Origin of the sequence: Mycolicibacterium neoaurum, from assembly GCF_036946495.1 — a bacterium.
GTDB classification, from domain to species: Bacteria; Actinomycetota; Actinomycetes; order Mycobacteriales; family Mycobacteriaceae; genus Mycobacterium; species Mycobacterium neoaurum_B.
Map to the genome: position 1 here is coordinate 2,088,981 of NZ_JAQIIX010000002.1, position 23,964 is coordinate 2,112,944.

Here is a 23,964-nt window from a genome sequence, read left to right on the forward strand (position 1 = left end):
TCCGAGGAAGTGTGATGTTCGCCGAAAATCTTGATGACCAGCAGCGCCTGGCCGACCTCTACGCCACCGATCCCGAGTTCGCCGCCACGGCACCCGACCCCGCCATCGCCGACGCCGTCGCCGCACCCGGGATGCGCCTGCCCGAGATCGTCCGCACCGTCCTGACCGGATACGCAGACCGGCCCGCGCTCGGCAGCCGTGCCGTCCAACTGGTCACCGACGATGCCACCGGCCGCACCCGTACCGAGCTGCTGGGCCACTTCGAGACCATCACCTACGGCCAGCTGTGGGACCGGGTTCGTGCCGTCGCCAACGCGTGGTCCGATACCGTGCGCCCGGGTGACCGGGTTGCCATCCTCGGTTTCGGCAGCGTCGACTTCACGGTCATCGACATCGCCCTGACCCAGCTCGGGGCGGTCTCGGTCCCGCTGCAGACCAGTGCGACCGCCGCCGCTTTGGCTCCGATCGTCGCCGAGACCGAACCGGCGCTGATCGCCTCCGATGTGAACCACCTCGACGACGCCGTGACGCTGGCGCTCGAGTCCGGTGTCCAGGCCGTGGTGGTCTTCGACCAGAACCCCGCCGTCGACGACGATCGCGAGGCCATCGCCGCCGCCAAGACCCGGCTCGACGGCCAGACCCTGGCGACCCTCGACGAGGTGATCGCCGCTGGGGCCGAGCGTGCCGACGTCGCGATTCCGCCGCAAGAGGGTGATCCGCTGGCACTGTTGATCTACACCTCCGGTAGCACCGGCGCACCCAAGGGCGCCATGTACCCCGAGAGCAAGGTCGCCGATATCTGGCGTCCGGCCGACAATTCGCACTGGGATGCCCGCCAGGGTCACGTTCCGGCGATCGTGTTGAGCTTCATGCCGATGAGCCACGTCATGGGACGCGGCATCCTGTACGCATCGCTGGCCAGCGGCGGCGTGGTCAACTTCGCCGCTCGTGCCGATCTGTCCACCCTCCTGGAAGATCTGGCCCTGACCCGGCCGACGCAGCTCAACTTCGTCCCCCGGGTGTGGGACATGCTGTTCCAGGACTTTCAGAGCCGCGCCGCCCACGGCGGCTCCGAGGCCGGCATCCTCGACGATATGCGGACCAATCTGCTGGGTGGCCGTTACGTCAGCGCGCTGACCGGATCGGCGCCGATCTCCCCCGAACTCAAGGCGTGGGTCGAGCGGCTGCTGGATCTGCACCTGGTCGAGGGCTACGGCTCGACCGAGGCAGGGGCGGTCTTCGTCGACGGTCAGATCAGCCGGCCGCCGGTGCTGGAGTACAAGCTGATCGATGTTCCCGAACTGGGCTATTACTCGACCGATGTGCCGCATCCGCGCGGCGAGCTGCTGATCCGTTCCGAGCAGCTGTTCCCCGGCTACTACAAGCGGCCAGAGGTCACGGCGTCGGTGTTCGACGAGGACGGTTTCTACCGGACCGGTGACATCGTCGCCGAGCTCGGTCCCGATCAGGTCGCCTACATCGACCGACGCAACAATGTGCTCAAGCTGTCGCAGGGCGAGTTCGTCACCGTCTCCAAGTTGGAAGCGGTGTTCAACACCGCGCCGTTGGTGCACCAGATCTACATCTACGGCAACAGTGCCCGCCCTTACCTGCTGGCCGTGGTCGTGCCCACCGACCCCAACGCCACCAAGGGCGAGATCGCGGATTCGCTGAAAACGGCGGCCCGCAAGGCCGATCTGCAGAGCTACGAGCTCCCGCGCGACTTCCTGGTCGAGACCACCCCGTTCAGTACCGAGAACGGGCTGCTGACCGGCATCAAGAAGCTGGCATGGCCGAAGCTGAAGGAGCGTTACGGCGCCGAGCTGGAGCAGCTCTACACCGATCTGGCCGATGGTCAGGCGGGTGAACTGCAGGCGCTGCGGGCCGCCGGTGCGGACGCGCCGGTGCTGGAGACCGTGGGCCGTGCCGCTGCGGCACTGCTCGGTGCCGCCAGCTCCGATATCGCACCCGACGTGCATTTCACCGATCTCGGTGGTGACTCGTTGTCGGCGTTGACATTCGGCAACCTGCTCGCCGATATCTTCGATGTCGAGGTGCCGGTCAGTGTGATCGTGGGTCCGACAGCGGATCTGGCCTCGATCGCCGCGCATATCGAGACGCAGCGGTCCGGTACGGGCCTGCGGCCGAGCTTCGCGTCCGTGCACGGCAAGGATGCCACGGTCGCCCGCGCCGCCGACCTGACACTCGACAAGTTCATCGATGCCGAGACACTGGCAGCCGCGGGTGATCTCGGTGCACCGGCGACCAATGTGCGCACCGTCCTGCTGACCGGCGCCACCGGATTCCTCGGCCGCTACCTGGCCCTGGAATGGCTGGAGCGGATGGACCTGGTCGACGGCAAGGTGATCGCCCTGGTGCGGGCCCGCTCCGATGCCGAGGCACGCGCCCGACTGGATGCCACATTCGACACCGGCGACCCGAAACTTGTTGCGCACTATCGGGAACTGGCAGACAAGCACCTGGAGGTGCTCGCCGGCGACAAGGGTGAGCACGATCTCGGGTTGGACCGGCAGACCTGGCAGCGGCTGGCCGACACGGTCGACCTGATCGTGGACCCGGCGGCCCTGGTGAACCACGTGCTGCCCTACAGCGAACTGTTCGGGCCCAATGCCCTTGGCACCGCTGAGCTGATCCGCGTCGCGTTGACCAGCCGGATCAAACCGTTCGTCTACGTCTCGACCATCGGTGTCGGGGCCGGCATCGAGCCGGGACGGTTCGTCGAAGACGCCGACATCCGCGAGATCAGCGCCACCCGGGTGCTCGACGACAGCTATGCCAACGGATACGGGGCCAGCAAGTGGGCGGGCGAGGTGCTGCTCCGCGAGGCGCACGAGCAGTTCGGGCTCCCGGTCTCGGTGTTCCGCTGCGACATGATCCTTGCCGACACCAGCTACGCCGGTCAGCTCAACCTGCCGGACATGTTCACCAGGATGATGCTCAGCCTGGTGGCCACCGGCATCGCCCCGAAGTCGTTCAATCAGCTTGACGCCCAGGGTAATCGGCAGCGCAGTCACTATGACGGCCTGCCGGTCGAGTTCATCGCAGAAGCCATCTCGACCCTTGGCGCCGGTGTCACCGACGGGTTCGAGACCTACCACGTGATGAACCCGCACGATGACGGCCTCGGCCTCGACGAGTTCGTCGACTGGCTCATCGAGGCGGGACACCCGATCCGTCACATCGACGACTACCAGGCGTGGTTCGAGCAGTTCGGTGCCACCTTGCGGACGTTGCCGGACCGGCAACGGCAGGCCTCACTGCTGCCGCTTCTGCACAACTACACCACCCCGGGCCTGCCGGTGAACGGTGCCATGGCACCCACCGATGTGTTCCGCACCGCGGTGCAGGAGGCGAAAATCGGTCCGGACAAGGATATTCCGCATGTCAGCAAGGACGTGATCGTCAAGTACATCACCGACCTGCAGCTGCTCGGCCTGCTGTAATCAGGCCTGCCAGGCGGCCCAGTGGTGGACTTTGATCGCCACCACTGGGCCGTCGAGTGCGGTGCGCTCGTACTGGGTGTACTTCGCGCGGAGCAGCCCGTATCCGATGGCCATCTGTTCGCCGTCGTGATGCACGGTGGCCGTGCCGTCGGCGCGCACCCACCACAGCTGCGACCAGTCGTCGTCGTAATGATCGACCAGCAGGCTCACTCGCGGGTTCACCTCGATATTGGCCAATCTGCGCAGACGCTGCGTCGACTTCCGCTTGGCGTCGACCGCCGTGTACACCGTGTCGCCGTCGACGGCGAACACCACCGGAACCAGATGCGGGACCCCATGATCGTCGGCGGTGGACAGGGCGGCGACGGGTGCAGCCGAGAACAGTTCGGCAGGTTCAGCCATTCTTCGATGGTAGAACCCGGTAGCGTCGGACCTCGTTCACCGAGATGTCAGCTCACCGACACCAACTGGTCGTCTGCCCATCGGAAGGTTCGCGCATGAGGATTTCGATGTTCGGTCCCACTGCTGTGGCTGTGCTCCTGGCCGCCGGGTTGGTCGCCTGCGCACCACCGGAGAAGGACCAGGCCACCGACGGCGGTGGAAGCGATGCCCGCACCGCCACCTCGGCAGCCGATTTCGGCGGTATGGACGGTCTGGTCGAGGCGGCCAAGGCCGAGGGCGAACTCAACGTCATCGCCCTGCCCGACGACTGGGCCAACTACGGTCAGATCATCAAGACCTTCGGTGACAAGTACGGCATCAAGGTGAATTCGGCCCAACCCGGCGCCAGCAGCCAGGAGGAGATCAACGCCGCCGAACAGCAGAAGGGCCGCAGCACCGCACCGGATGTCTTCGATCTCGGGCAGTCGGTGGCCTTGGCCAACACCGACAAGTTCGCGCCGTACAAGGTCGAGCACTTCGCCGAGATCTCGGACTCCTTCAAGCATCCGGACGGTCTGTGGGTCAACGACTACGGCGGCTACATGTCCATCGGCTACGACTCCACCAAGGTACCCACCATCGTCGGTGTCGACGATCTGCTCAAGCCCGAGTTCGCCGGCAAGGTGGCTCTCAACGGTGACCCGACCCAGGCCGGGGCCGCATTCTCCGGTGTGATGATGGTCGCCGTGTCACAGGGCGGATCACCCGATGACATCGCCCCCGGTGTGGAGTTCTTCCGGAAACTCAACGAGGCGGGCAACTTCCTACCCGTCGACCCCACCCCGGCCACGATCGCCTCCGGGCAGACACCGGTGGTGCTGGATTGGGACTACCTCAATGTCGCACAGTCCAAGAAGGTTCCGGGCTGGAAGGTCGTCATCCCGCCCAACGCGGCCGTGGCGGGCTACTACTTCCAGGCCATCAACAAAGATGCGCCGCATCCCGCGGCGGCACGGTTGTGGCAGGAGTTCCTGTACAGCGACGAGGGGCAGAACCTGTACCTCGCCGGTGGAGCACGGCCGGTTCGCGCGGACTGGATGGTCACCCACGGCACCATCGACCGCGAAACCTATGGCACCCTCCCGCCGGTCGACGGTGCGGCCACCTTCGTCAGCGTCGAGCAGAACGAGGCGGCGACGAAGTATCTGGAAGCCAACTGGGCCAAGGCCATCGGCTGAGAAGTGCGGTATCTCCGCCAGGCCCTGCCGCTGCTGCCGTTCCTGGCAGTGGTCACGGTCTTCCTGCTCATCCCGACCGTGACGGTCATCGTCAACGCCTTCGTCGTGGACGGCAGGTTCTCCTTGGAACTGGTCGGCGCACTGTTCGGTCAGGCACCGTTGACCGCGCTGGTGCGCAGCCTGGTGCTCTCGGGTGTGAGCGCACTGATCGGTGCGTTCGGCGGGGCGGTGCTGGCCTGGCTGATCCTGAGCAGTCCGCCGCGCTCGTTGATCCGGCGCGCCGTCCTGGCGCTGAGCAGCGTGCTGGCCCAGTTCGGAGGCGTGGCACTGGCTTTCGCATTCCTGGCCACGGTCGGCATCAACGGCGTGCTCACCCTGTGGTTACAGCACCTGCTGAGTGTGAACATCGCGCCGGGGGCTTGGTTGTACAGCCTGCCGGGCTTGATCCTGGTCTACACCTACTTCCAGATCCCGCTGATGGTCATCGTGTTCCTGCCCGCCCTGGAGGGACTCCGTGCGCAGTGGCGTGAGGCCGCGGTGAGCCTGGGGGCGAGCACCTGGCAGTACTGGCGCGAGGTGGCGTTGCCGCTGTTGACGCCGGCCTTCCTGGGCTCGACGCTGCTGTTGTTCGCCAACGCCTTCGCCGCGTATGCGACCGCGGCGGCGTTGGTCAGTCAGGGCAGTCCGATTGTGCCGCTGTTGATCCGGGTGGCGTTGACCAGTGAGGTGGTGCTCGGGCAGGCCGGGCTGGCCTACGCGCTCGCGTTGGAGATGGTCGTGGTGGTCGCCGTCGTGATGATCGCCTACAACCTGTTGGTGCGCAGGACCGCCCGGTGGTTGCGATGACCCGACTCGTGCGCGTCGTGCTGTGGTTGGGCTTTGGTGCCTTCTTTCTGTTCCCGCTCTATGCGATGGCCGATTTCGCGACCCGTGACCCGTTCGGTGGCGGCCGCACCATGGCGGCGTGGGCGAATCTGGTTACCGACGAGGCCCTGTTGACCGCGATCGTCACCTCGCTGTTGCTCGCGGTGCTGACCGTGACGGCCATGCTGGCACTGCTGGTCCCCACCATGGTCTGGGTTCGGCTGCGCGCACCGTGGGCGAATCGGTTGGTGGAGTTCCTGTGCCTGCTGCCGTTGACGATTCCCGCGCTGGTGGTGGTCGTCGGTCTGCGCAATGTGTACCTGTGGGTGACCTACCTGCTCGGTGAGTCGGCGCTGACGCTGACCTTCGTCTACATCGTGCTGGTGCTGCCGTTCGCCTACCGGGCGCTGGATTCGGCGCTGTCGGCGATCGACCTGCCGACGTTGTCGGAGGCGGCCCGGTCGTTGGGGGCCGGCTGGACGTCGACGATCGTGCGGGTCATCGTGCCCAATATCGGCACCGGCATCCTGTCGGCGGCCTTCATCTCGATCGCCGTGGTGCTCGGCGAGTACACCGTGGCCTCACTATCCGGATTCCAGACGCTGCCGGTGCAGATCGTGGAACTCGGCCGAAGTGACGGCCCGACATCGGTGGCGGCATCGCTGGCCACGTTGATCTTCGGCTTCGGACTGCTGTTGGGGCTGTCGCTGCTGACCGGACGGAAGAGGCGGCGCGGACGCTCATGAGTGTGGCTGTTGAATTGCAGGAACTCACACGCACTTTCGGGTCGGTCCGCGCCCTGGACGGGCTGAATCTGCGGATCGAACCGGGGGAGCTGGTGGCCCTGCTCGGGCCGTCGGGGTGTGGCAAAACCACCGCGATGCGCATCCTGGCCGGCCTCGAGGAGGCGACGTCGGGAAAGGTGCTCATCGACGGCCGCGATATCAGCAGGGTCCCGGCGAACAAGCGCGATATGGGGATGGTTTTCCAGGCCTACAGCCTGTTCCCGCATCTGACGGTGCTCGACAACGTCGCCTTCGGTCTGAAGATGCGCGGGGTGGGCGCCGTCGAACGACGTTCGCGGGCGGCCGAAATGCTGGAGCTGGTCGGGCTGTCAGCCCAGTCGGGACGCTATGCCGACGAGCTGTCCGGCGGTCAGCAGCAACGGGTGGCGCTGGCCCGTGCGCTGGCGGTGCGTCCGCGGGTGCTGCTGCTCGATGAGCCGCTCTCGGCGCTGGACGCCAAGGTGCGCACGCAGCTGCGTGATGAGATTCGCCGGGTGCAGCTGGAGGTGGGGACGACGACGCTGTTCGTCACCCACGATCAGGAGGAGGCGCTCGCCGTCGCCGACCGGGTCGGCGTGATGAACGCAGGTCGCCTGGAGCAACTCGCCGCCCCGGCCGAGCTGTACGCCCACCCGGCGACCCCGTTCGTCGCGGATTTCGTCGGGCTCAGCAACAAGGTGGCCGCCACGGTGTCCGGTGGCACGGCCGGCTTGCTCGGCGTGAAGGTCCCCGCGCTGCCCGGATCGGTGGACGGAACGGGTGTGGCGATGGTGCGCCCTGAGTCGGTGACCGTGCAGGCCGATCCGGCGGGTGAGGCGACGGTGGTCGCGGTGGCGTTCCTCGGCGCGATATCGCGGGTCAGCGTGACATTGGCAGACGGTGCGGCGCTCTATGCCCAGATGAACAGTTCGGCGGCACGGGCTTTCGCGCCGGGCGATCGGGTCACCGTGGGGCTTGAGCCGGGCGGCGTGCTCGTCATCGAAGGGTAGGGGCCTAAGGGTAGGCCGCGGGTCAGACGGCCTTGACCGGGTCGATACCCAGATCCCGGTAGGTGACCAGCGCCGCGAAGGGCACCCCGAGACCGCCGAACAGGTCAGCCGCGACATCACCGCGATCGACCATCGGGATCACCCCGGTGACCATCACCCCGACCTCCAACACGCGGTCATAGGCCTTCTTGGTCGATCCGCCGGTGCTGATCACATCGTCGACCAGCAGAACCCGGTCACCTGGGGAGAGGCGGGTGCCCTCGATCCACTGCTCGCGGCCGCGTTGTTTCTGTTCCTTGCGGACCGAGAACCAGGCCGCTCCGGTGACCATCGCGATGCCGTGGGCCAGCGGATCGGCACCCATCGTCAGTCCGCCGACCGCGTCGAACTCGATACCGTGCGCGGCTGCCAGGTCGGCGACGGCACGGCTGACGGTGGTGAGCCGCTCACCGTTGTCGATGGCGTGCTTGCCGTCGATGTAGTCGTGGCTCAGCTGGCCGCTCACCAGCTTGAACGGCTCCTCGCGCCGCTCGTGGGCTCGGGTGCGAATGAGATCGAAGGCGGCCTGCCAGCTGTCCGGACGTTGCATACGGCGATCGTATTGCACCGCGCCGGTGCGGTGGGAGAACGGCTCAGGCCCGCTGAGCCCGGCGCGTCAATTCCACTGCGGCCGCACGCAACTCGCCGATGGCATCGATGGGCTTGAGGTAACCGGCCCTGGTGTAGGCGATGCCGCGGGGTGTGTCCACCCGCAAGTCGAGGCCGTATCGGTCGGCCCCGGTGCAGGTCGCGGCGGTGGCATCGGGATATCCGCCGAGGGCACGGGCCATGGCCGTCAGCGCATCGGCGTGGTCGGCGTTGAGGTGGGCGATGGCGCCCGCGGCGTGCGGCGCGACGGGGTCGGGTGCGGCGGCGGTGTAATCCGCCCCGGTGGTGGAATCCATCCGGCCGTAACCACCGACCCAGCGCACGCGCTGCACATCGAGCACCCACAACGTGAAATCGCTGTAGTCGATGTAGTACTTGGCGGCGGGTACCGCGTCGAGGTGGGCCTGCCGGGCGGCGTCCAGCGCGGCGCCGGTGGGCCGGGTGACCACACCGGCCAGCGTGATGCGACCCGATGCCAGCGGATCGTCCGGGGCCTCCGGCGCCACGATGGCAATACTCGCCCGCTGGTCACCGGCGAGGTTGCGGCCGTGTTCGGCGAGGTTGGACACGCACAGCACCGGTGCGCCCTCGTGCAGACCGTAGGTGACGAAGGATGCCCACGGATCACCTTCGGCGGTCAGGGTGGCCAGTGTTGCGGTGTTGGTGGACGCCGCGATGGTGCGCGCCTCCTCCGCAGCCGACGGACGGGTGGCGTCGCTCACCGGGGCCGTCGGTGGCGGGATCGACGGGGCATCCCCCGGATCGCCATGGTCGCGCAGATCAGCCATAGCGGCACCATACCGAAAGGCCGGCCGGGTGTACGTGGACGCACAGTCGGGTACGAGGGTGGAAGGGGACGGCATCCGGGCCGCCCCGCGACTACGTTGGAGAAGCGATGACCAACCCGTTCGCCCAGTGGCTACCCCGACAACGGTGGTACGGCGGGCGCGGCCGCGATCTGACCGATGTCCGCCCGACGGCGGTGCCACTCGGCGAGGACCTGGACCTGGTCCTACTCGAGGTCGACTACGCCGACGGCTCTGTCGACCGATATCAGGTGGTCGTCCGCTGGGACAGCGGTGCCGAGCACACCGTGATCGGCACCGATGCCGGCCGCACCGGGTATGACGCCCTCACCGATCCCGAAGTGGCCGGCCGACTGCTGGGTCTCATCGAGGAATCCGCCTCGATCGGCCCAATCACTTTCCTGGCCGAGCCCGACGCTCAGTGGGGTCCGGTGACACCGGTGCGCAGCATGGGTGCCGAACAGTCGAACACCAGCATCGTGTTCGGCGACCACGCCATCATGAAGGCATTCCGCAGGCTGACCCCCGGCGTCAACCCCGATATCGAGCTGACCCGGGCACTGTCAGGCAATCCGCATATCACCCCACTGCTCGGATCCTATGAAATCGCTTGGGATGGCGAACAATACACATTGGGTATGGTGAGTGCCTTCGCCAAGGGATCATCGGACGGGTGGTCGGTGGCCGAGCGGCGTACCGAGGATTTGCGTTCGGCCGAGGCTGATTTCGGGCACGAGTCACATCTGCTCGGCGAGGCGGTGGCCTCGGTGCACCTGTCCCTGGCCGAGACCCTCGGCAGCCGGATGACGGCGTTCCCCGCGCAGGCGCTGATCGAGCGGGCCCGGTCGGTGGCGGCGTCGGTGCCGCAGGTTGCCGCACGCCTTGCGCAGATCGAGCAGTGCTATCGACAGGTCGCCGACGAGCCGACCCCGGAACAGCGCGTCCATGGCGACTTGCACCTGGGCCAGGTGTTGCACACCCCCACCGGGTGGCTGATCATCGACTTCGAGGGTGAACCCGGCCAGCCGCTGGCCGAGCGCCGTCGCCCGGACTCCCCGCTGCGCGATGTCGCGGGCATGTTGCGCTCCTACGATTACGTTGCCTCGCAACGGTTGCTGACGGTACAGGACGCCGACCTGGAGGCGGCCGCCCGCGAGTGGGTGCAAGCGAACCGCAAGGCTTTCTGCGACGGCTACGCCTCCGTCGGCGGACTCAATCCGTGGGATTCGGCCGGTGTACTGCTGGCCTACGAGCTGGACAAGGCCGTCTATGAAGTGGGCTACGAGTCGCGTTATCGCCCGACCTGGCTGCCGATCCCGCTGGGTGCACTGGACCGGTTGCTGGGCAACTAACGCACCAGCCGGCGCAGCAGCGCCGATGCGGTGACCACTCCGAGCGCCGCCGACCCGACCAGCACCGCGATGTCCAACGCCGCATTGGTGGGCGTTCCGATCAGCAGGCCGCGCAGTGCATTCACTTCATAACTCAGGGGATTGACCGCCGACAGCCAACGTAGCCACTGGGGCATGACCTCCACCGGGTACAGCGCATTGGAGGCGAAGAACAGCGGCATGGTGATGGCCTGGCCGATGCCCATCAGCCGGTCCCGGTTGCGCACCAGCCCGGCCAGCGACATCGACAGGCAGGCGAAGAACGCCGAGCCGAGCATCACGACCGCCATCGCGCCGAGGATGCGCAACGGGTTCACCGTCATGTGCACGCCGATGACATACGCCAGCGCCACGACACCGATGACCTGCACCACCGAACGCACCCCGGCGGCGAACGCCTTCCCGGTGATCAGGGCCGACGGTGGCGCCGGAGTGACCATCAGTTTGGCCAGGATGCCCGCATCGCGGTCCCAGATGATCTGGATGCCATAGAAGATCGAGATGAACAGTGCCGACTGCGCGATGATCCCCGGTGCCAGGAACGCCAGATACGGCACGTCGCCGGTGTCGATCACGCCGAGCCGATTGAAGGTCTGCCCGAAGATGATCAGCCACAGGGCGGGCTGCACCATCCGGGTGAACAGCTCGGTGCGGTCGTGCCGCAGCTTCTGCACCTCGACGAGGGCGAATGCGCCCATCCGCGAGCCGATTCCGGGTATCCGGCGCCAGCCGCGCGGGGCACGGATCAGGGGGACGGGGATATCAACCGACACGGCGTGCCGTCCTTCGGGCGGCACGGACCTCACGCAGGCCGGCCGGAGCCGCGTTGTCGAGGTCCGAGCCGGCATAGTGGCGGAACACGTCCTCAAGGGTGGCATCCTTGCCGACTGTCGACTTCAGCTCGGACGGGGTGCCTTCGGCCTGCAGCCGGCCGTGATGCATCAGGATCACTCGGTCGCACAGGGCGTCCGCCTCGCCCATGTAGTGCGTCGTCAGTAGGACCGCCATCCCGAAGTCCTGCTGCATACGCTCGACCTGGTCCCAGACACTGTCGCGGGCAATGGGATCCAGGCCCACGGTCGGTTCGTCTAGGAGCAGTAGTGAGGGGCGGTTCACCAGTGCCTGCGCGAGCTCGAGGCGACGCACCATGCCGCCGGAGAAGCTGCCCGCGGGTTTGTCGGCGACCTCGGTCAGTCCCATGGCGTCGATCGCCTCGGCCACCCGGGTGGCGCGGTCCCGGCGCCCGATATCGTAGAGGCGGGCGAACAGTTCGACGTTCTGCCGACCCGTCAACGCCGCTTCGATGGAAAGTTGTTGTGGTACATAGCCGATGTTGTATCGGATATCCATGGTGTCGCGGCGGGCGTCCAGACCGAAGATATGGACCTGCCCCTGCTGGATCGGGGTGAGGGTGGTCAGGACGCGGATCGCGGTGGTCTTGCCGGCCCCGTTGGGCCCGAGCAGGCCGACCGTCTCGCCCGGGCGGACCAGCAGGTCGAGCCCGTCCACCGCGGTGAACTTGCCGTAGCGATGGGTGAGTCCGCGACAGTCGATGGCCGCAGCGGTCACGGGTTGTCCTCCTGCAGAATCCGGGTGAGCTCGGTGAGGACGTCCAGTCCGGCGGTGAGCGCGGCGATCTGGTCGTCGTCGAGTCGGTCCAGCGCACCAGCCAGTGCGGTGCGCCTGGCCTCGCGGGACCGATCGGCGATCTGCTGTGCGGCGGGAGCGAGCCGCAACCGGCCCACCCGGCGGTCGCTGCTGTCCACCGAACGGATCAGCAGGTCTTCGGCGGCGAGGCGGGAGACCAACGTGGAGGCGGTGTTGGGGGCCAGGCAGAGCTCGGCGGCCGCATCGCGCACCGACACCCCGGGGCGGCGGCCGACGAGTCGCAGAAGCTCGGTCTGTGACTGGGTCAGACCGTCGTGGTCGAATCCGCCTGCTGTGCCTTTTGTGGATCGGCGCAGCTGGCGACGGAATCGTCCGACCACGCCGAACAGTTCGCCGGCCAGATCGGTGCGGGTACGCATGGCCCACACATTACCTCTGTTACAGATCTATCTGCAGACGTGACGATGGGCGGGTGAGCGCTCAGCGCGCGAACAGGACGGGTCTGCCGGCCCTACTCCGTGACCTCGACGCCGCGCGCCCGTAGCAGGGTCACCGCCTCGGCGGTGGTGTCCGCGGCGACCCCCGCGCACAGCGGTAGCAGCACCCGCGTGCGCAACCCGGCTGCAGCGGCATCCAGCGCGGTCGCGCGCACGCAGTAGTCGGTGGCGATACCCACCACGTCCACGGCGTCCACACCTCGGCGGGCCAGCCAATCGGTCAGCGAGGTGCCATCGGCATCGGTGCCCTCGAAACCGCTGTAGGCGGCCGAGAACTCACCCTTGGTGAACACCGCCTCGACCGCGGCGGGATCGAGATTCTCGTGGAAGTCGACCCCGGGGGTGCCGACCACGCAGTGCCTCGGCCAGGACACCCGATAGTCCGGGGTGTCGGAGAAATGCTCACCGGGGTCGATGTGAAAGTCCATGGTCGCGACCACGTGATCGTAGTCGTGTCCGGTGAGCAGGCCGGTGATCGCGCCGGCGACCGCGGCACCACCTTCGACGGCCAACGAACCGCCCTCACAGAAATCCTTCTGCACATCCACCACGATCAGCGCCCGCATGCAGACAACCGTATCGCTCAGCCACCGAAGAGCAGATAGAGCCCGAGGAATGTGTAGCCCACCATGACCAGCATCATCGCCAGCTGCCCGGTCATCTGATGCCCCTTGGGCAGCACCCGCAGCGCACGGTCGTGGGCGGCCACCACGCCCGCCACGTGTCCGAGCAGCACGAAGCCCACCTTGAGCGATGCGAGCAGCGACGGATGCATGGACAGCAGGTAGTAGACCTGCGCGTCCTGCATTCCGAGCAACGCGTGCACCGTCTGTTGACCCTTTTCGATCAGGTAGGTCAGGTAGTGGGCGAACACGTATCCGATGACGATCGGTATCAGCGAGTGCGCCATCAAGCCGGGCAGTTGCCTGCGGCGCGCGTTATCCACCCCACCGGTGGCCGCGGCCGCCAAGCTGAACGTCACGCCGACGGTGACGACGAAGACTGCCAGCCCGGCCGTCTTGATGGCACTGGCTCCCCACTGTCCGTCGGCGTGGGCATCGACGAAACTGCGCCATCCGGGGATGGCCGAGAAGCTGTCGAAAGCGGTGGAGCCCAACAGAACTGCCAGCACGGCGACGATACCCGGGCGGACCGGCAGTGACAGCAGACGGTCGAACGGGTTGCCGATGGCGATGCGGCCGTCCGGATTACGTCGCCACGGTGCGCACCGCGAGGCGACCATGCTGTACACCTCGAACGGGTCCGCCCGCGCGCACCAGCGCGGACCGCACACGAGTGCGCCGACGATGGTGATCCCGAAGTACACCAACAGCCAGATCTTGACCGCCGCAAGCGATCCAGGATCGGGGCTGGCCAACTCCAGCCAGACGAAGGCGAACAACCCCGCCGCTGCCGGCCAGTAACCCAGGCGGGCCGGATAGCTGATGCGGTCGCCACGCACCCGCAGCAGCCGGGCGATGGTGCGCACTGGTGACAGCACCCGCCACAGCGGTCCGAACAGCGCCGACACCGCCACCAACCCGACCCACAGCAGCACGTAGAACACCCCGGGCAGGGCATTGCGGGAATCCTGCGGGCCCGTCACGGCCGCCACGGTGACCCAGACCGTGAACGCGATACCGGCACCGGCCAGCACCCAGCGCGTGATGGCCGAGTCCACCATGCGGGTCACCGCGTCGGGCAGCGGACGTCCGGGTGCGTCGGCATCGAATCGCGGTGTGCGCCAGGCGAGAGCGACCAGGGCAAAGGTGAAGGTGAGCGTCCAGGCGGCGCCGATCAGCGCGTAGGTGAACGGGATGGGCAGATCGGTCGAGCCGCCGAGCCCGTGCGCCAGTACGGTCACTGCACCGCGATGGTGGCGACGACGCGATGCGCCTCGTGCAGCTCCACGTCGACCTTGCCGGGCACCTCGACGGTGAACTGGAACGTCTGCGCCGGACCGGGTTTCACCTCGAAGGAGTGTTCGGGGGTGGCATGGACATGCAGTTCGTCAGGTGTGTCGCTGGTGACCCTGATCAGGATCGGCTCACCGACACGTGCCTGCAGCTGCTCATTGGTCGGGGTGACCTGGCCGCCGGCGATGGTGACCTCGAGCGTGACCTGCTCCGGTGCCGCCTGCTGGTCGGTCAGGGTCGGGACCCCGGATGGGGCGGGCTGGGCCGTTTCCTCGGGACGGTCGGGTGGCTGGCTGCTGCACCCCACAGATACCAGTGCCGCGGTGGCCAACACGATCAATGACCGCAAACTACGTCCTCTCCTCGTCGGTGTGCACGGTGTCATTGTCGTCGTCGTTGTCGCTGTCGTCGGGGGTGCGTCGGTCCCGGATCGCCACATAGGCGACGACACCGGCGACCACCACCGCGGGCGCGAAGGCCGGCAGCGCCAGCAGCAGCGAATGGTCGGCCAGGTAGGTCATCGAGGTGTTCAGTGTTGCGGCACCGGATGTTTGGGCGTCGACTCGGTGTCCACCCTCATCTCCCGGTCGTTGATCCGACCCGCACCCCAGCTCAACGCCGCGATGAGGATGAGCGAGCACAGCAGGACCACCAGGGAGGCCGCGGTGAACAACCAGCTCGGCACCTCGAGATTGCGCTCACGCTGCAGGATCTCGATCTCCTGGACGAACGGTCGATTGATCGACTGCTCGGCAGGCAGTTCGGTGGCACCGATTCCCGGATCGGCGGGCAAGAAGACCGGCACGGCGGCCATGGTGCGCCCGTCCTGGACGCGGACCAACGTCTTCCAGGTACCCCACACCGGGATCGGTCGGGTGGTGCGGTAGTGCCCTGGTCCGAGCCGTTCCAGATGGTCGACCACCAGTCCGCGCTCGTTGTCCAGTCCGCCCTGCCACGACAGCATCGACACCCATTCGGGGTCCTCGCTGATCAGGTCGGCGGGGGTGACGCGGATATCGGCGCTCACCATCCGCTGCCCAGCGGGGCTGGGCAGTTCGGTCAGGGTGATCTGTGCGCTGGCGTTCTGCGGCACCGAGATGTTCAACCCGTTGCCAACGGCGGCACCGATGGTCAGCACCGTCACGAGGATGATGCCGATGCTCAGCGCGCGTTTGGGCAGTGGCCGCCCGGTCAGCACGATCCCCAGCAGTGCGCCGCACATGCCCATCAGGATGGCGACAGGCGCGGCGGTGAGCAGGGTCTCGGCCCACATCGAGGTCGGCCATGGGTACATGAAGACGGTGTCGATCCAGAAGGACTCCAGCCACAATCCGACCGTCCCGATGGCGGCACCGGCCACCGCGCCGAACACGATGGGCCGCTTGATCAATGGGGTGAGTGCCAACAGCTCGACCACCAGAGCCGGGCCGAGGTAGAGCGCGAACCAGCTGTAGGGCGCACCGAGCACCGGGCCGACGGCCACCGCGACGATGCCGCGGATCAGCAATGCGAACAGCACGGCCGCGATCGCCGCGCCGCGACCCATGGTGATGCGTGCGGCGATCAATGCCAGCGCGGCCGCCGCGGCGACCAGCATGGGGTGCAGCACCAGCCGGAACTGCTCGATGCCGAAGTCGTATTCGACGGGGAAGACCGACATGCCGATGACCAGTCCACCGAAGGCGAAGTACCGCAGGATCGTTGGTAGCGAGCTGTCGTCGGTCGCGGTTCCCGATGCCAGCCGGCCCTCGTGTTCGAGCAGTAGCACCGCGACCAGGGACAGGCCGGCCCCGCCGATCAGCATCAGGTGCGTCGGCCCCCAGAGCGTGACGTCCTGGCCGAAGATGCGGTGCCAGACATCATCTAGCGGGAACCCGATGAGCGCGTACAGGCCGCAGGCGGCCATCAGGATGCCGCCCACCGGCGCGTACCAGGTCCTGGTGATCTTGATGGCCGCGGGCCCGGGCTTCTCGTGGGGCAGGATGATCGCCATCGAGCCGGCGATGAAGAGCAGGAACAGTCCGACCAGGATGAAATAGTGCGCCGGATTGGCCAGCGGGCCGGAGTCGCGGCCCTTGCCGATATGCAGGCTGACATCCCAGATGAAGCCGAACATGGCGCAGATGATCGTCGAGGTGAACAGCAGTGTCGGCAGAGCCACCCAGGCGGGCCGGTTCATCTTGGCGCCGACCTTGTCCCCGAGGTTGCCCAGCCAGGTGATCCGGCGGGTGCGGTGCAGGATGCCGATCCACAGCAGCCCCGCGGTGATGATGGCGGTCGCGATCGAGATACCGATGATCTGGTCCAGCGCGGCGCCACCGCCCTCGGTGGCCTCCACTGCCAAGACTGACAACGTGCCTGCCATCTGCACCCCCGATTGAGTCGCCGTCGACGTTCTTACCGGCCGGTAATGTTGCCAGAATCGGTTATCCGAAACCAGGGGTACCACGTCACGATTAGCCTCGGTGTCGATGAAGCTCGCCGGTTATCGCCTTCGGCAACGCGACGGGATCAGCTGCGGTCCCACCGTCGCGGTCGTGGCCGCCGCGTTGCTGGACGACGGTTACCGGGCGCGGCTGCGGGCGGGTCCCGGCTGGTTCGGCACCGAGCAGGACATGGTGCATCGACAGGTGAACCGGGTCTGGCCGCGGCGGCTGGGGATGACACCGCCGGGTCTGGCCGCCGCCATCGCCGACCGCTGCGGGGTGCGTTGTCGCTGGCGGATCGCGCGCGGATTGCTGCCGGGGCGGGTGGACGGGATGGCTGATGTGCTGGCCACCGTGCGCGCCGGCGGCCCGGTGCCCATGCTGATCGGGCATCTCATCCCGCGGCACTGGGTCCTGATCGTGGCGCTGGCCGGAGAACGGTTGCGCTGCTTCGATCCGGCGTCCGGTGAACTGAGGGAGGTCACCGTCTCGGATGTCCGGCAAGCGCAGCTGCAGGGCCTCGGATTCGGCAGACCGTTCGCTTTCGTGCTACCGATCCGACCCGTACCGCGTTGCGCCCCCTAGCGCGTCGAACTATAGTCTGGACACATGTCCAGCATGCCTGCGCTGCAGTTCAGCGGATTGAGCTGACGTGCGTATTGCTCTTCTCTCCTACCGCAGCAAGACCCATTGCGGTGGTCAGGGCGTCTACGTCAGGTACCTGTCCCAGGGTCTCGCCGAACTCGGCCACCAGGTCGAGGTGTTCTCCGGCCAGCCCTATCCGGAGGGCCTCGATCAGCGCGTCCGGCTCACCAAGGTGCCCAGCCTGGACCTCTACCGCGAGCCCGACCCGTTCCGGGTTCCGCACCCGCGCGAGATCCGCGACCACATCGACCTGCTCGAACTGCTGACCATGTGGACGGCCGGGTTCCCCGAGCCCAAGACGTTCTGCATGCGGGTCAAACGGATCATGGCCGAGCGCGGCGACGAGTTCGACGTCGTGCACGACAACCAGAGTCTGGGATCGGCGCTGCTGGGCATCGCGGGCATGGGTCTGCCCGTCGTGGCCACGGTGCATCATCCGATCACCAGGGACCGGGTCCTCGAGGTGGCAGCCGCCCCATGGTGGCGTAAGCCGCTGGTGCGGCGGTGGTACGCCTTTGCCGAGACACAGAAGAAGGTCGCGCGCGCCATCCCCGAACTGCTGACGGTCTCCTCGACGTCGGCGGCCGATATCGCCGAGGATTTCGGGGTGAGCGCCGATCAGCTACACGTGGTGCCGCTCGGGGTGGACACCGAGCTGTTCAAGCCGGCCGAGTCCCGGGAGCCCGGCCGCATCATCGCGATCGCCAGCGCCGACGTGCCGCTCAAGGGCGTCGGGAATCTGCTGCATGCGGTGGCTCGGTTGCGCGCCCATCACAACCTCGATGTGCAGCTGGTGTCCAAGCTCGAGCCCAACGGTCCGACCGAGAAGCTCATCGCCGAACTGGGCATCTCCGATATCGTGCACATCTCCAGCGGATTGTCCGACGAGGATCTTGCTGGTTTGTTGGCTTCGGCCGAGATCGCCTGTATCCCTTCGTTGTACGAAGGTTTCTCGCTACCGGCGGTCGAGGCGATGGCCAGCGGTACCCCGATCGTCGCCAGCCGGGCTGGCGCGCTGCCCGAGGTACTGGGCGCCGAGGGGGAGTGTGCACGGTTGGTCCCGCCCGCCGATGTCGACCAATTGACCACCGTGCTCGGTGAACTGCTCGATTCACCCGCCGAGCGACACCGCCTCGGTGCCGCAGGCCGTCGCCGCGCTGTCGAGGTATTCAGTTGGGAATCCGTTGCGGCACAGACCGTCGCGGTCTACCAGCGAGCCGCCGAGAGAATTCAGAAAGGACGCACTGCGTGCTGACCGTCGACTTCGACAGATTAGGTATCGGCCCGGGGACATCGGTCATCGATGTCGGTTGCGGGGCCGGACGGCATTCCTTCGAGGCCTACCGGCGGGGCGCGGACGTCATCGCCTTCGACCAGAGCGTCGAGGATCTCAACGATGTCGACGCGATCCTGACCGCGATGAGGGAGCAGGGTGAGGCTCCGTCCTCGGCACGCGCCGAGGCCGTCAAGGGCGATGCCCTCGACCTGCCCTACGCCGACGGAACCTTCGACTGTGTGATCGCCTCGGAGATCCTGGAGCATGTCCCCGCCGATGACGCCGCCATCGCCGAGCTGGTCCGAGTCCTCAAACCCGGTGGTGCGCTGGCGGTGACGGTGCCGCGCTGGCTGCCGGAAAAGGTCTGCTGGATGCTGTCGGATGAGTACCACGCCAACGAGGGCGGCCATATCCGCATCTACAAGGCCGACGAGCTGCGCGACAAGATCACCGGCCGCGGAATGCACTTCACCCACAGTGAGCACGCGCATTCGCTGCACTCGCCGTTCTGGTGGCTCAAATGCGCTGTCGGCGTGGACAAACCGGATCACCCGGTGGTCACCGCCTACCACAAGCTGCTGGTCTGGGACATGATGAGCAGGCCGTGGGTCACCAAGCAGGCCGAGGCCGCGTTGAATCCGCTGATCGGCAAGAGTGTCGCCCTCTACTTCCGCAAGCCCGCGGTCTGAGATGACCGCCCACGAGATCCCCGGTGTCGCGGGTGTTCTGACACCCGAGCAGTGCCTTCAAACCGCGGTCTCCATCGCCGACACCCAAGAGTCATCGGGTGCCATTCCGTGGTCCGTGGGCGGACACACCGATCCGTGGGATCACGTCGAGAATGCCATGGCGCTGACGGTGGCCGGACTGCTGGAGCCGGCACGGGCGGCCTTCGAGTGGTGCCGGACGGCCCAGCGACCGGACGGGTCCTGGCCGATCCAGCTGCGCAATGGTGTCATCGAGGATGCCAACACCGACAGTAACTTCTGCGCATATATCGCGACCGGGGTGTGGCATCACCTGTTGATCACCGGAGACCGCCGCTTCGCCGAACTCATGTGGCCGACGGTATCCGGGGCGATCGATCTGGTGCTGTCGATGCAGCTTCCCGGCGGCGAGATCGGTTGGGCCAAAAGCGATGCCGGTCTGATCGAAGAGGCGCTGCTGACCGGATGCGCCAGCATCTACCACAGTATCCGGTGTGCACTGGCGCTGGCCAACTATCTGGACGACCCGCAACCGGAGTGGGAGGTGGCACTCGGCCAGCTCGGCCATGCCATCGCCGAGCACCCGGAGTCGTTCAACGCCAAGGACTCCCACGCAATGGAGTGGTACTACCCGGTACTAGGCGGTGCCCTGCGCGGGCATGTCGCGCGGGCCCGTATCGAGGCGCGCTGGGATGATTTCGTGGTCGATGGCCTCGGTATCCGCTGCGTGGACCATCGGCCGTGGGTCACCGGCGCCGAAACCTGTGAACTGGTAATGGCGTTGGATGCCATCGGTGATCGCACGAGGGCTCACGAGCAGTTCGCCGCGATGCAGCACCTGCGCGAAGGTGACGGTTCGTATTGGACCGGACTGGTGTTCGCCGACGGGAAGCGCTGGCCCGAGGAACGCACCACCTGGACCGGTGCCGCGATGATCCTGGCCGCCGACGCGTTGTCGAGCACGACCCCGGCCGCCGGTATTTTCCGGACCGACCTACCGCGCGGGCTGGAGAGCGAATTCGACTGTGCCTGCGCCGCATCCGGTCCGGCGAATCGTTAGCGCCGTTCCAGCAGGCGCAGCGAGCCGGTGGCCGATACCTCGGTGAAATCGCCGGAATCGATGGCGCGCCGGTAGATGTGGTACGGCGCCTGCCCGCCGTCGTTCGGGTCGGGGAACACGTCGTGGATCACCAGGGCACCGCCGGGCGTCACCCACTTGGCCCATCCGTCGTAGTCCCGCTGGGCGGCCTCCTCGGTATGTCCCCCGTCGATGAACACGAATTGCACCTGCGTCGCCCAGACCTTGGCTACCACAGGCGATTTCCCGACGATGGCCACCACATGCTCGTCGAGACCCGCGAGATCGAGGGTGTGCCGTGCGGTGGGCAGGGTGTCGAACCGGCCGGTGACCGGGTCGACCAGGCTGGTGTCGTGGTATTCCCAGCCGGGTTGGTGTTCCTCGGAACCGTGGTGGTGGTCGACGGTGTAGATGATGCCGCCGGTCTGCTTGGCGGCCGCCCCGAGTAGCACGGTGGACTTGCCGCAGTACGTGCCGATCTCGACGCCGACGCCGCCGGCCAGGTAGCGCACGGCCGCGTCGTAGAGCGCACGTCCCTCGTCGGCGGGCAGGAAGCCGGTGACCTGCTCGGCGAACGCAAAGAGCCGGGCGGTTTCGGATGGCAGGTCGGCCTGTGCGGTGCTCATGGCAGACAACCTACCGTTGCTGGTGAGCCGGGGTTGCAGTAGTGTCTGGACACGTGTCCGATGCGACTCTGGAGTCGACGCGCCGTCGGTTGAGTGCCAAGCAGGCCGATACCGTCGATCGTCTCGGCAAGGCGGCGTTGGAGCTGCTGGCGAGCGACGGATTCGCGGCGTTGACGGTGCGCCGGGTGGCCGCGCAGGCCGGGGTCGGTGCCGCGACCGCCTACACCTACTTCTCGTCGAAGGAACACCTTGTCGCTGAGGTGTTCTGGCGGCGACTCGCAGAATCGCCGCTGGCCGCCCACGAGTCCGAGGACCCGGCTACCCGGGTGCTGGAGGTGCTCGAGCATATTTCGGCGCTGGTGGCCGGTGAGCCCGAGTTCGCCGGCGCGGTGACCAATGCGCTACTCGGAAAGGACCCCGATGTCGATGCGCTGCGGGGGCGTATCGGCGCCGATATCCGAGGCCGCCTCGTGGCGGCGCTGGGTGCTGCGGTCGATGCCGATGTCATCGAGGCGCTCGAATTGCTCTACACCGGAACGCTGGTGTGGGCGGGCATGGGTTACGAGGACTATCCGGAGATCTCGCTGCGGCTGCTGAAATCTGCGCGGCTGATCCTGCGTTGATCCGTACCCAGGATCGCGGCGGACGCCGTGATGGCCGGGGCCAGAATGCGCTGTACCGGTGCGCCGTCCTCGACGGTCAGGGCGGTGAGCTCGCGTAGTCCGCCGAGCAGGATCACCGCGAGTTCGCGACTCACCGGTGCGATGTCCGCGCGCTGGAAGCCCGGACTGCTGGTCAGCTGGACGAGCATCTCGGTCAGTCCGCTCATCGCGGAACGCTGCACGGTGCGCACCGTGGCGCCGAGGGCGGGCAGTTCCCGTATCCAACTCAGCATGATCGCGGGCCCTGCGTCGATATGGGCGACGTAGGCCTCGGCGGCCTGCTCGATCTGGTCCTGCCAAGGTGCCTGCGGGTCGACGGCGGCGCGGATCTCGGCGATCAGTGCTTCATGGTCGGCCCGCAGCAGCTCGATGAAGCACTGTTCCTTATCGGTGAACTCGGCGTAGAAGGTGCGCTTGGAGGTGCGGGCATGGCGCACGATGTCGGCGACCGTGGTGGTGCGATAGCCGCGTTCGGCGATCGAGGCGGCCAGCCCGTCGAGCAGGCGGACCCGGAACGACGTCTCGTCGCTCATGAAACCTCCTCCTCAATCGACTCTTGCCCCGCGCGGTACCGGGGAGTACCGTAGCTCACATCCCGTGGTACACCGCAGTACCACCAACCGGTCTGGAGTGTGTGGTCATGAGCGAAGCGACCGTCGAACGTATCGATACCCCCGCCATCAAACTGCCTCCCGGCCCGACCTTCAACCGAGCGGTGCTCGGTATCGGCTTCGCGTTGTTCCGCCGTCCGGTGGTCGCGCGCCTGGCCGGTCGGTACGGGCCGGCCTTCAGCATGCAGTTGCCGGTCTTCGGCCCGACGGTGATCGTCACCGACTCGCAGCTGGCCAAGCAGTTGTTCACGGCGAGCCCGGAGGATGTCGGCAACATCCAGCCCAATCTGTCGCGCATCCTCGGTCCTGGTTCGGTCTTCGCGCTCGACCGTGCCGAGCACCGTCGTCGGCGCAAGCTGCTCACCCCACCGTTCCACGGCAAGAGCATCAAGAACTACGAACGCATCTTCGAGGAAGAGACGCTGCGCGAGTCGGCGAATTGGCCGATCGGGCAGGAGTTTCCGATTCTCGAACCGATGATGCGGATCACCCTCAACGCGATCCTGCGCGCGGTGTTCGGTGCCGACGGCGCCCACCTCGACGAGCTGCGCCGGATCATCCCGCCGTGGGTGACGCTGGGCTCGCGGTGCGCGACCCTGCCCACCCCGAAGCGGGACTACGGCCGCTGGCATCCCTGGGGCCGGTTGGCCGAGTATCGCCGCCGCTACGACGAGGTGGTCGGCAGACTCATCGACGATGTGGCGGCGGACCCCCGCCTGGACGAGCGCGATGACGTGCTGGCCCTGTTGCTGCGTAGCAGCTACGAGGACGGGACAGCGATGTCGCGCCAAGACATCGCCGACGAATTGCTGACCCTGCTGGCGGCCGGCCACGAGACGACGGCCTCGACCATGGGCTGGGTTTTCGAGCGGATCAGCAGGCATCCCGATGTGTTGGCGCGGCTGGTCGAGGAGGCACAGGGCGACAGTAACGAGTACCGCCAGGCCGTCATCCTGGAGACCCAGCGGGTGCGCACCGTCATCGACTTCTCGGGACGACACGTCTATTCGCCGACATTCGAACTCGGCGAATGGGTCATCCCGCGCGGACATTCGATCGTGGTGAGCCTGTCGCAGCTGCACGAGCGTGAGTTCGACAATGCCGACCGGTTCGACCCGCAGCGGTTCATCGGGAACCGTCCGCCGCTGGCCTGGGTCCCCTACGGCGGCGGCACCCGGCGATGCGTCGGCGCCGTGTTCGCCAACGTGGAGATGGACGTCGTCCTGCGGACGGTGTTGCGGCACTTCACCCTTGCCACCACCACCGCGCCGGGGGAGAAGGTGCACTCCCGCGGAGTGGCCTTCACCCCCAAGCGCGGTGGGCGCGTGGTGCTACACGCCAGGTGA

25 protein-coding genes are annotated in these 23,964 nt (G+C 67.1%); 12 read left to right on the forward strand and 13 right to left on the reverse strand.

All coding sequences use genetic code 11. The features are described 5' to 3' along the window. Nucleotides 1–14 precede the first annotated feature (14 nt). A complete protein-coding gene (car, locus tag PGN27_RS15335; protein WP_335326885.1) occupies nt 15–3,464 on the forward strand; it encodes a carboxylic acid reductase in 3,450 nt (1,149 codons plus the stop codon). Here car and PGN27_RS15340 read toward each other — a convergent pair whose 3' ends face one another. Continuing rightward, the gene (locus tag PGN27_RS15340; protein ID WP_335326886.1) at nt 3,465–3,866 is read right to left on the reverse strand and encodes a TIGR03668 family PPOX class F420-dependent oxidoreductase; all 402 of its coding nucleotides are present in this window, start codon (nt 3,864–3,866) and stop codon (nt 3,465–3,467) included. Nucleotides 3,867–3,961: 95 nt separating this feature from the next. Here PGN27_RS15340 and PGN27_RS15345 point away from each other — a divergent pair, with 95 nt between their 5' ends. The 4 genes from PGN27_RS15345 to PGN27_RS15360 are packed head-to-tail and all read left to right on the forward strand — an operon-like array spanning nt 3,962 to nt 7,721. After that, on the forward strand, nt 3,962–5,083 hold the full coding sequence (locus PGN27_RS15345) for an ABC transporter substrate-binding protein (RefSeq protein ID WP_335326887.1): 1,122 nt from the start codon (nt 3,962–3,964) through the stop codon (nt 5,081–5,083). Between the two features lie 3 nt (nt 5,084–5,086). Next, complete coding sequence (locus PGN27_RS15350) at nt 5,087–5,929, forward strand: ABC transporter permease (protein WP_335326888.1); 843 nt, start codon at nt 5,087–5,089, stop codon at nt 5,927–5,929. Then, nucleotides 5,926–6,693 carry an ABC transporter permease gene (locus PGN27_RS15355; RefSeq protein ID WP_335326889.1) on the forward strand — a complete coding sequence of 256 codons (768 nt, stop codon included), beginning with the start codon at nt 5,926–5,928 and terminating at the stop codon, nt 6,691–6,693. Before PGN27_RS15350 ends, PGN27_RS15355 begins: the two co-directional genes overlap by 4 nt. Further along, nucleotides 6,690–7,721: an ABC transporter ATP-binding protein gene (locus PGN27_RS15360; protein ID WP_335326890.1), complete on the forward strand. Its 1,032-nt coding sequence runs from the start codon at nt 6,690–6,692 to the stop codon at nt 7,719–7,721. The genes PGN27_RS15355 and PGN27_RS15360 overlap by 4 nt, the downstream gene beginning before the upstream one ends. 22 nt (nt 7,722–7,743) lie before the next feature. Here PGN27_RS15360 and PGN27_RS15365 read toward each other — a convergent pair whose 3' ends face one another. Together PGN27_RS15365 and PGN27_RS15370 are read right to left on the reverse strand one after the other, a co-directional pair. Continuing rightward, entirely contained in the window at nt 7,744–8,310 is a 567-nt protein-coding gene (locus PGN27_RS15365; RefSeq protein WP_335326891.1) for an orotate phosphoribosyltransferase, read from the reverse strand. Between the two features lie 43 nt (nt 8,311–8,353). Then, nucleotides 8,354–9,157 carry a HugZ family pyridoxamine 5'-phosphate oxidase gene (locus PGN27_RS15370; RefSeq protein WP_335326892.1) on the reverse strand — a complete coding sequence of 268 codons (804 nt, stop codon included), beginning with the start codon at nt 9,155–9,157 and terminating at the stop codon, nt 8,354–8,356. A 107-nt stretch (nt 9,158–9,264) separates the two neighbouring features. On the opposite strand from PGN27_RS15370, the gene PGN27_RS15375 reads away from it, so the two are divergent. Then, on the forward strand, nt 9,265–10,527 hold the full coding sequence (locus tag PGN27_RS15375; protein WP_335326893.1) for a maltokinase N-terminal cap-like domain-containing protein: 1,263 nt from the start codon (nt 9,265–9,267) through the stop codon (nt 10,525–10,527). Here PGN27_RS15375 and PGN27_RS15380 read toward each other — a convergent pair. The 8 genes from PGN27_RS15380 to PGN27_RS15415 all read right to left on the reverse strand — a co-directional run bounded on the left by PGN27_RS15380 (nt 10,524) and on the right by PGN27_RS15415 (nt 16,952). Further along, entirely contained in the window at nt 10,524–11,264 is a 741-nt protein-coding gene (locus PGN27_RS15380; protein WP_335328739.1) for an ABC transporter permease, read from the reverse strand. The two genes, PGN27_RS15375 and PGN27_RS15380, sit on opposite strands and share 4 nt — an antisense overlap. Before the next feature lie 64 nt (nt 11,265–11,328). Further along, nucleotides 11,329–12,135, reverse strand: coding sequence for an ATP-binding cassette domain-containing protein (locus PGN27_RS15385; RefSeq protein WP_335326894.1), 807 nt, complete (start codon nt 12,133–12,135; stop codon nt 11,329–11,331). After that, nucleotides 12,132–12,593, reverse strand: a complete 462-nt coding sequence (locus PGN27_RS15390; protein ID WP_335326895.1) for a MarR family winged helix-turn-helix transcriptional regulator — start codon at nt 12,591–12,593, stop codon at nt 12,132–12,134. The genes PGN27_RS15385 and PGN27_RS15390 overlap by 4 nt, the downstream gene beginning before the upstream one ends. Before the next feature lie 92 nt (nt 12,594–12,685). Continuing rightward, nucleotides 12,686–13,237 (reverse strand): isochorismatase family protein, encoded by a 552-nt coding sequence (locus PGN27_RS15395; RefSeq protein ID WP_141867234.1) that lies wholly within the window; start codon nt 13,235–13,237, stop codon nt 12,686–12,688. A 17-nt stretch (nt 13,238–13,254) separates the two neighbouring features. Beyond that, nucleotides 13,255–14,535, reverse strand: a complete 1,281-nt coding sequence (locus tag PGN27_RS15400; RefSeq protein WP_335326896.1) for a hypothetical protein — start codon at nt 14,533–14,535, stop codon at nt 13,255–13,257. Beyond that, on the reverse strand, nt 14,532–14,936 hold the full coding sequence (locus PGN27_RS15405) for a hypothetical protein (protein ID WP_335326897.1): 405 nt from the start codon (nt 14,934–14,936) through the stop codon (nt 14,532–14,534). Before PGN27_RS15405 ends, PGN27_RS15400 begins: the two co-directional genes overlap by 4 nt. Before the next feature lies 1 nt (nt 14,937). Beyond that, on the reverse strand, nt 14,938–15,108 hold the full coding sequence (locus PGN27_RS15410; RefSeq protein ID WP_335326898.1) for a hypothetical protein: 171 nt from the start codon (nt 15,106–15,108) through the stop codon (nt 14,938–14,940). An 8-nt stretch (nt 15,109–15,116) separates the two neighbouring features. Beyond that, nucleotides 15,117–16,952 (reverse strand): hypothetical protein, encoded by a 1,836-nt coding sequence (locus PGN27_RS15415; protein WP_335326899.1) that lies wholly within the window; start codon nt 16,950–16,952, stop codon nt 15,117–15,119. A 106-nt stretch (nt 16,953–17,058) separates the two neighbouring features. Between PGN27_RS15415 and PGN27_RS15420 the strand changes: the two genes are divergently transcribed. The 4 genes from PGN27_RS15420 (at nt 17,059) to PGN27_RS15435 (ending at nt 20,701) form a co-directional block, all read left to right on the forward strand. Further along, nucleotides 17,059–17,598, forward strand: a complete 540-nt coding sequence (locus tag PGN27_RS15420; protein WP_335326900.1) for a hypothetical protein — start codon at nt 17,059–17,061, stop codon at nt 17,596–17,598. Nucleotides 17,599–17,665: 67 nt separating this feature from the next. Further along, a complete protein-coding gene (locus PGN27_RS15425) occupies nt 17,666–18,913 on the forward strand; it encodes an MMP alpha-(1->4)-mannosyltransferase (RefSeq protein WP_335326901.1) in 1,248 nt (415 codons plus the stop codon). Next, entirely contained in the window at nt 18,907–19,623 is a 717-nt protein-coding gene (locus PGN27_RS15430) for a class I SAM-dependent methyltransferase (protein WP_335326902.1), read from the forward strand. Before PGN27_RS15425 ends, PGN27_RS15430 begins: the two co-directional genes overlap by 7 nt. 1 nt (nt 19,624) lies before the next feature. Continuing rightward, nucleotides 19,625–20,701, forward strand: coding sequence for an MMP endo-(1,4)-3-O-methyl-alpha-D-mannosidase (locus PGN27_RS15435; RefSeq protein ID WP_335326903.1), 1,077 nt, complete (start codon nt 19,625–19,627; stop codon nt 20,699–20,701). Here PGN27_RS15435 and PGN27_RS15440 read toward each other — a convergent pair. Beyond that, on the reverse strand, nt 20,698–21,345 hold the full coding sequence (locus tag PGN27_RS15440) for a class I SAM-dependent methyltransferase (RefSeq protein ID WP_335326904.1): 648 nt from the start codon (nt 21,343–21,345) through the stop codon (nt 20,698–20,700). The two genes, PGN27_RS15435 and PGN27_RS15440, sit on opposite strands and share 4 nt — an antisense overlap. A gap of 53 nt (nt 21,346–21,398) precedes the next feature. Here PGN27_RS15440 and PGN27_RS15445 point away from each other — a divergent pair, with 53 nt between their 5' ends. After that, the gene (locus tag PGN27_RS15445) at nt 21,399–21,968 is read left to right on the forward strand and encodes a TetR/AcrR family transcriptional regulator (protein WP_335326905.1); all 570 of its coding nucleotides are present in this window, start codon (nt 21,399–21,401) and stop codon (nt 21,966–21,968) included. Here the strand turns inward: PGN27_RS15445 and PGN27_RS15450 are convergent. Continuing rightward, nucleotides 21,914–22,540 carry a TetR/AcrR family transcriptional regulator gene (locus PGN27_RS15450; RefSeq protein WP_335326906.1) on the reverse strand — a complete coding sequence of 209 codons (627 nt, stop codon included), beginning with the start codon at nt 22,538–22,540 and terminating at the stop codon, nt 21,914–21,916. The genes PGN27_RS15445 and PGN27_RS15450 overlap by 55 nt on opposite strands. Nucleotides 22,541–22,647: 107 nt before the next feature. Between PGN27_RS15450 and PGN27_RS15455 the strand changes: the two genes are divergently transcribed. Continuing rightward, a complete protein-coding gene (locus PGN27_RS15455) occupies nt 22,648–23,964 on the forward strand; it encodes a cytochrome P450 (protein WP_335326907.1) in 1,317 nt (438 codons plus the stop codon).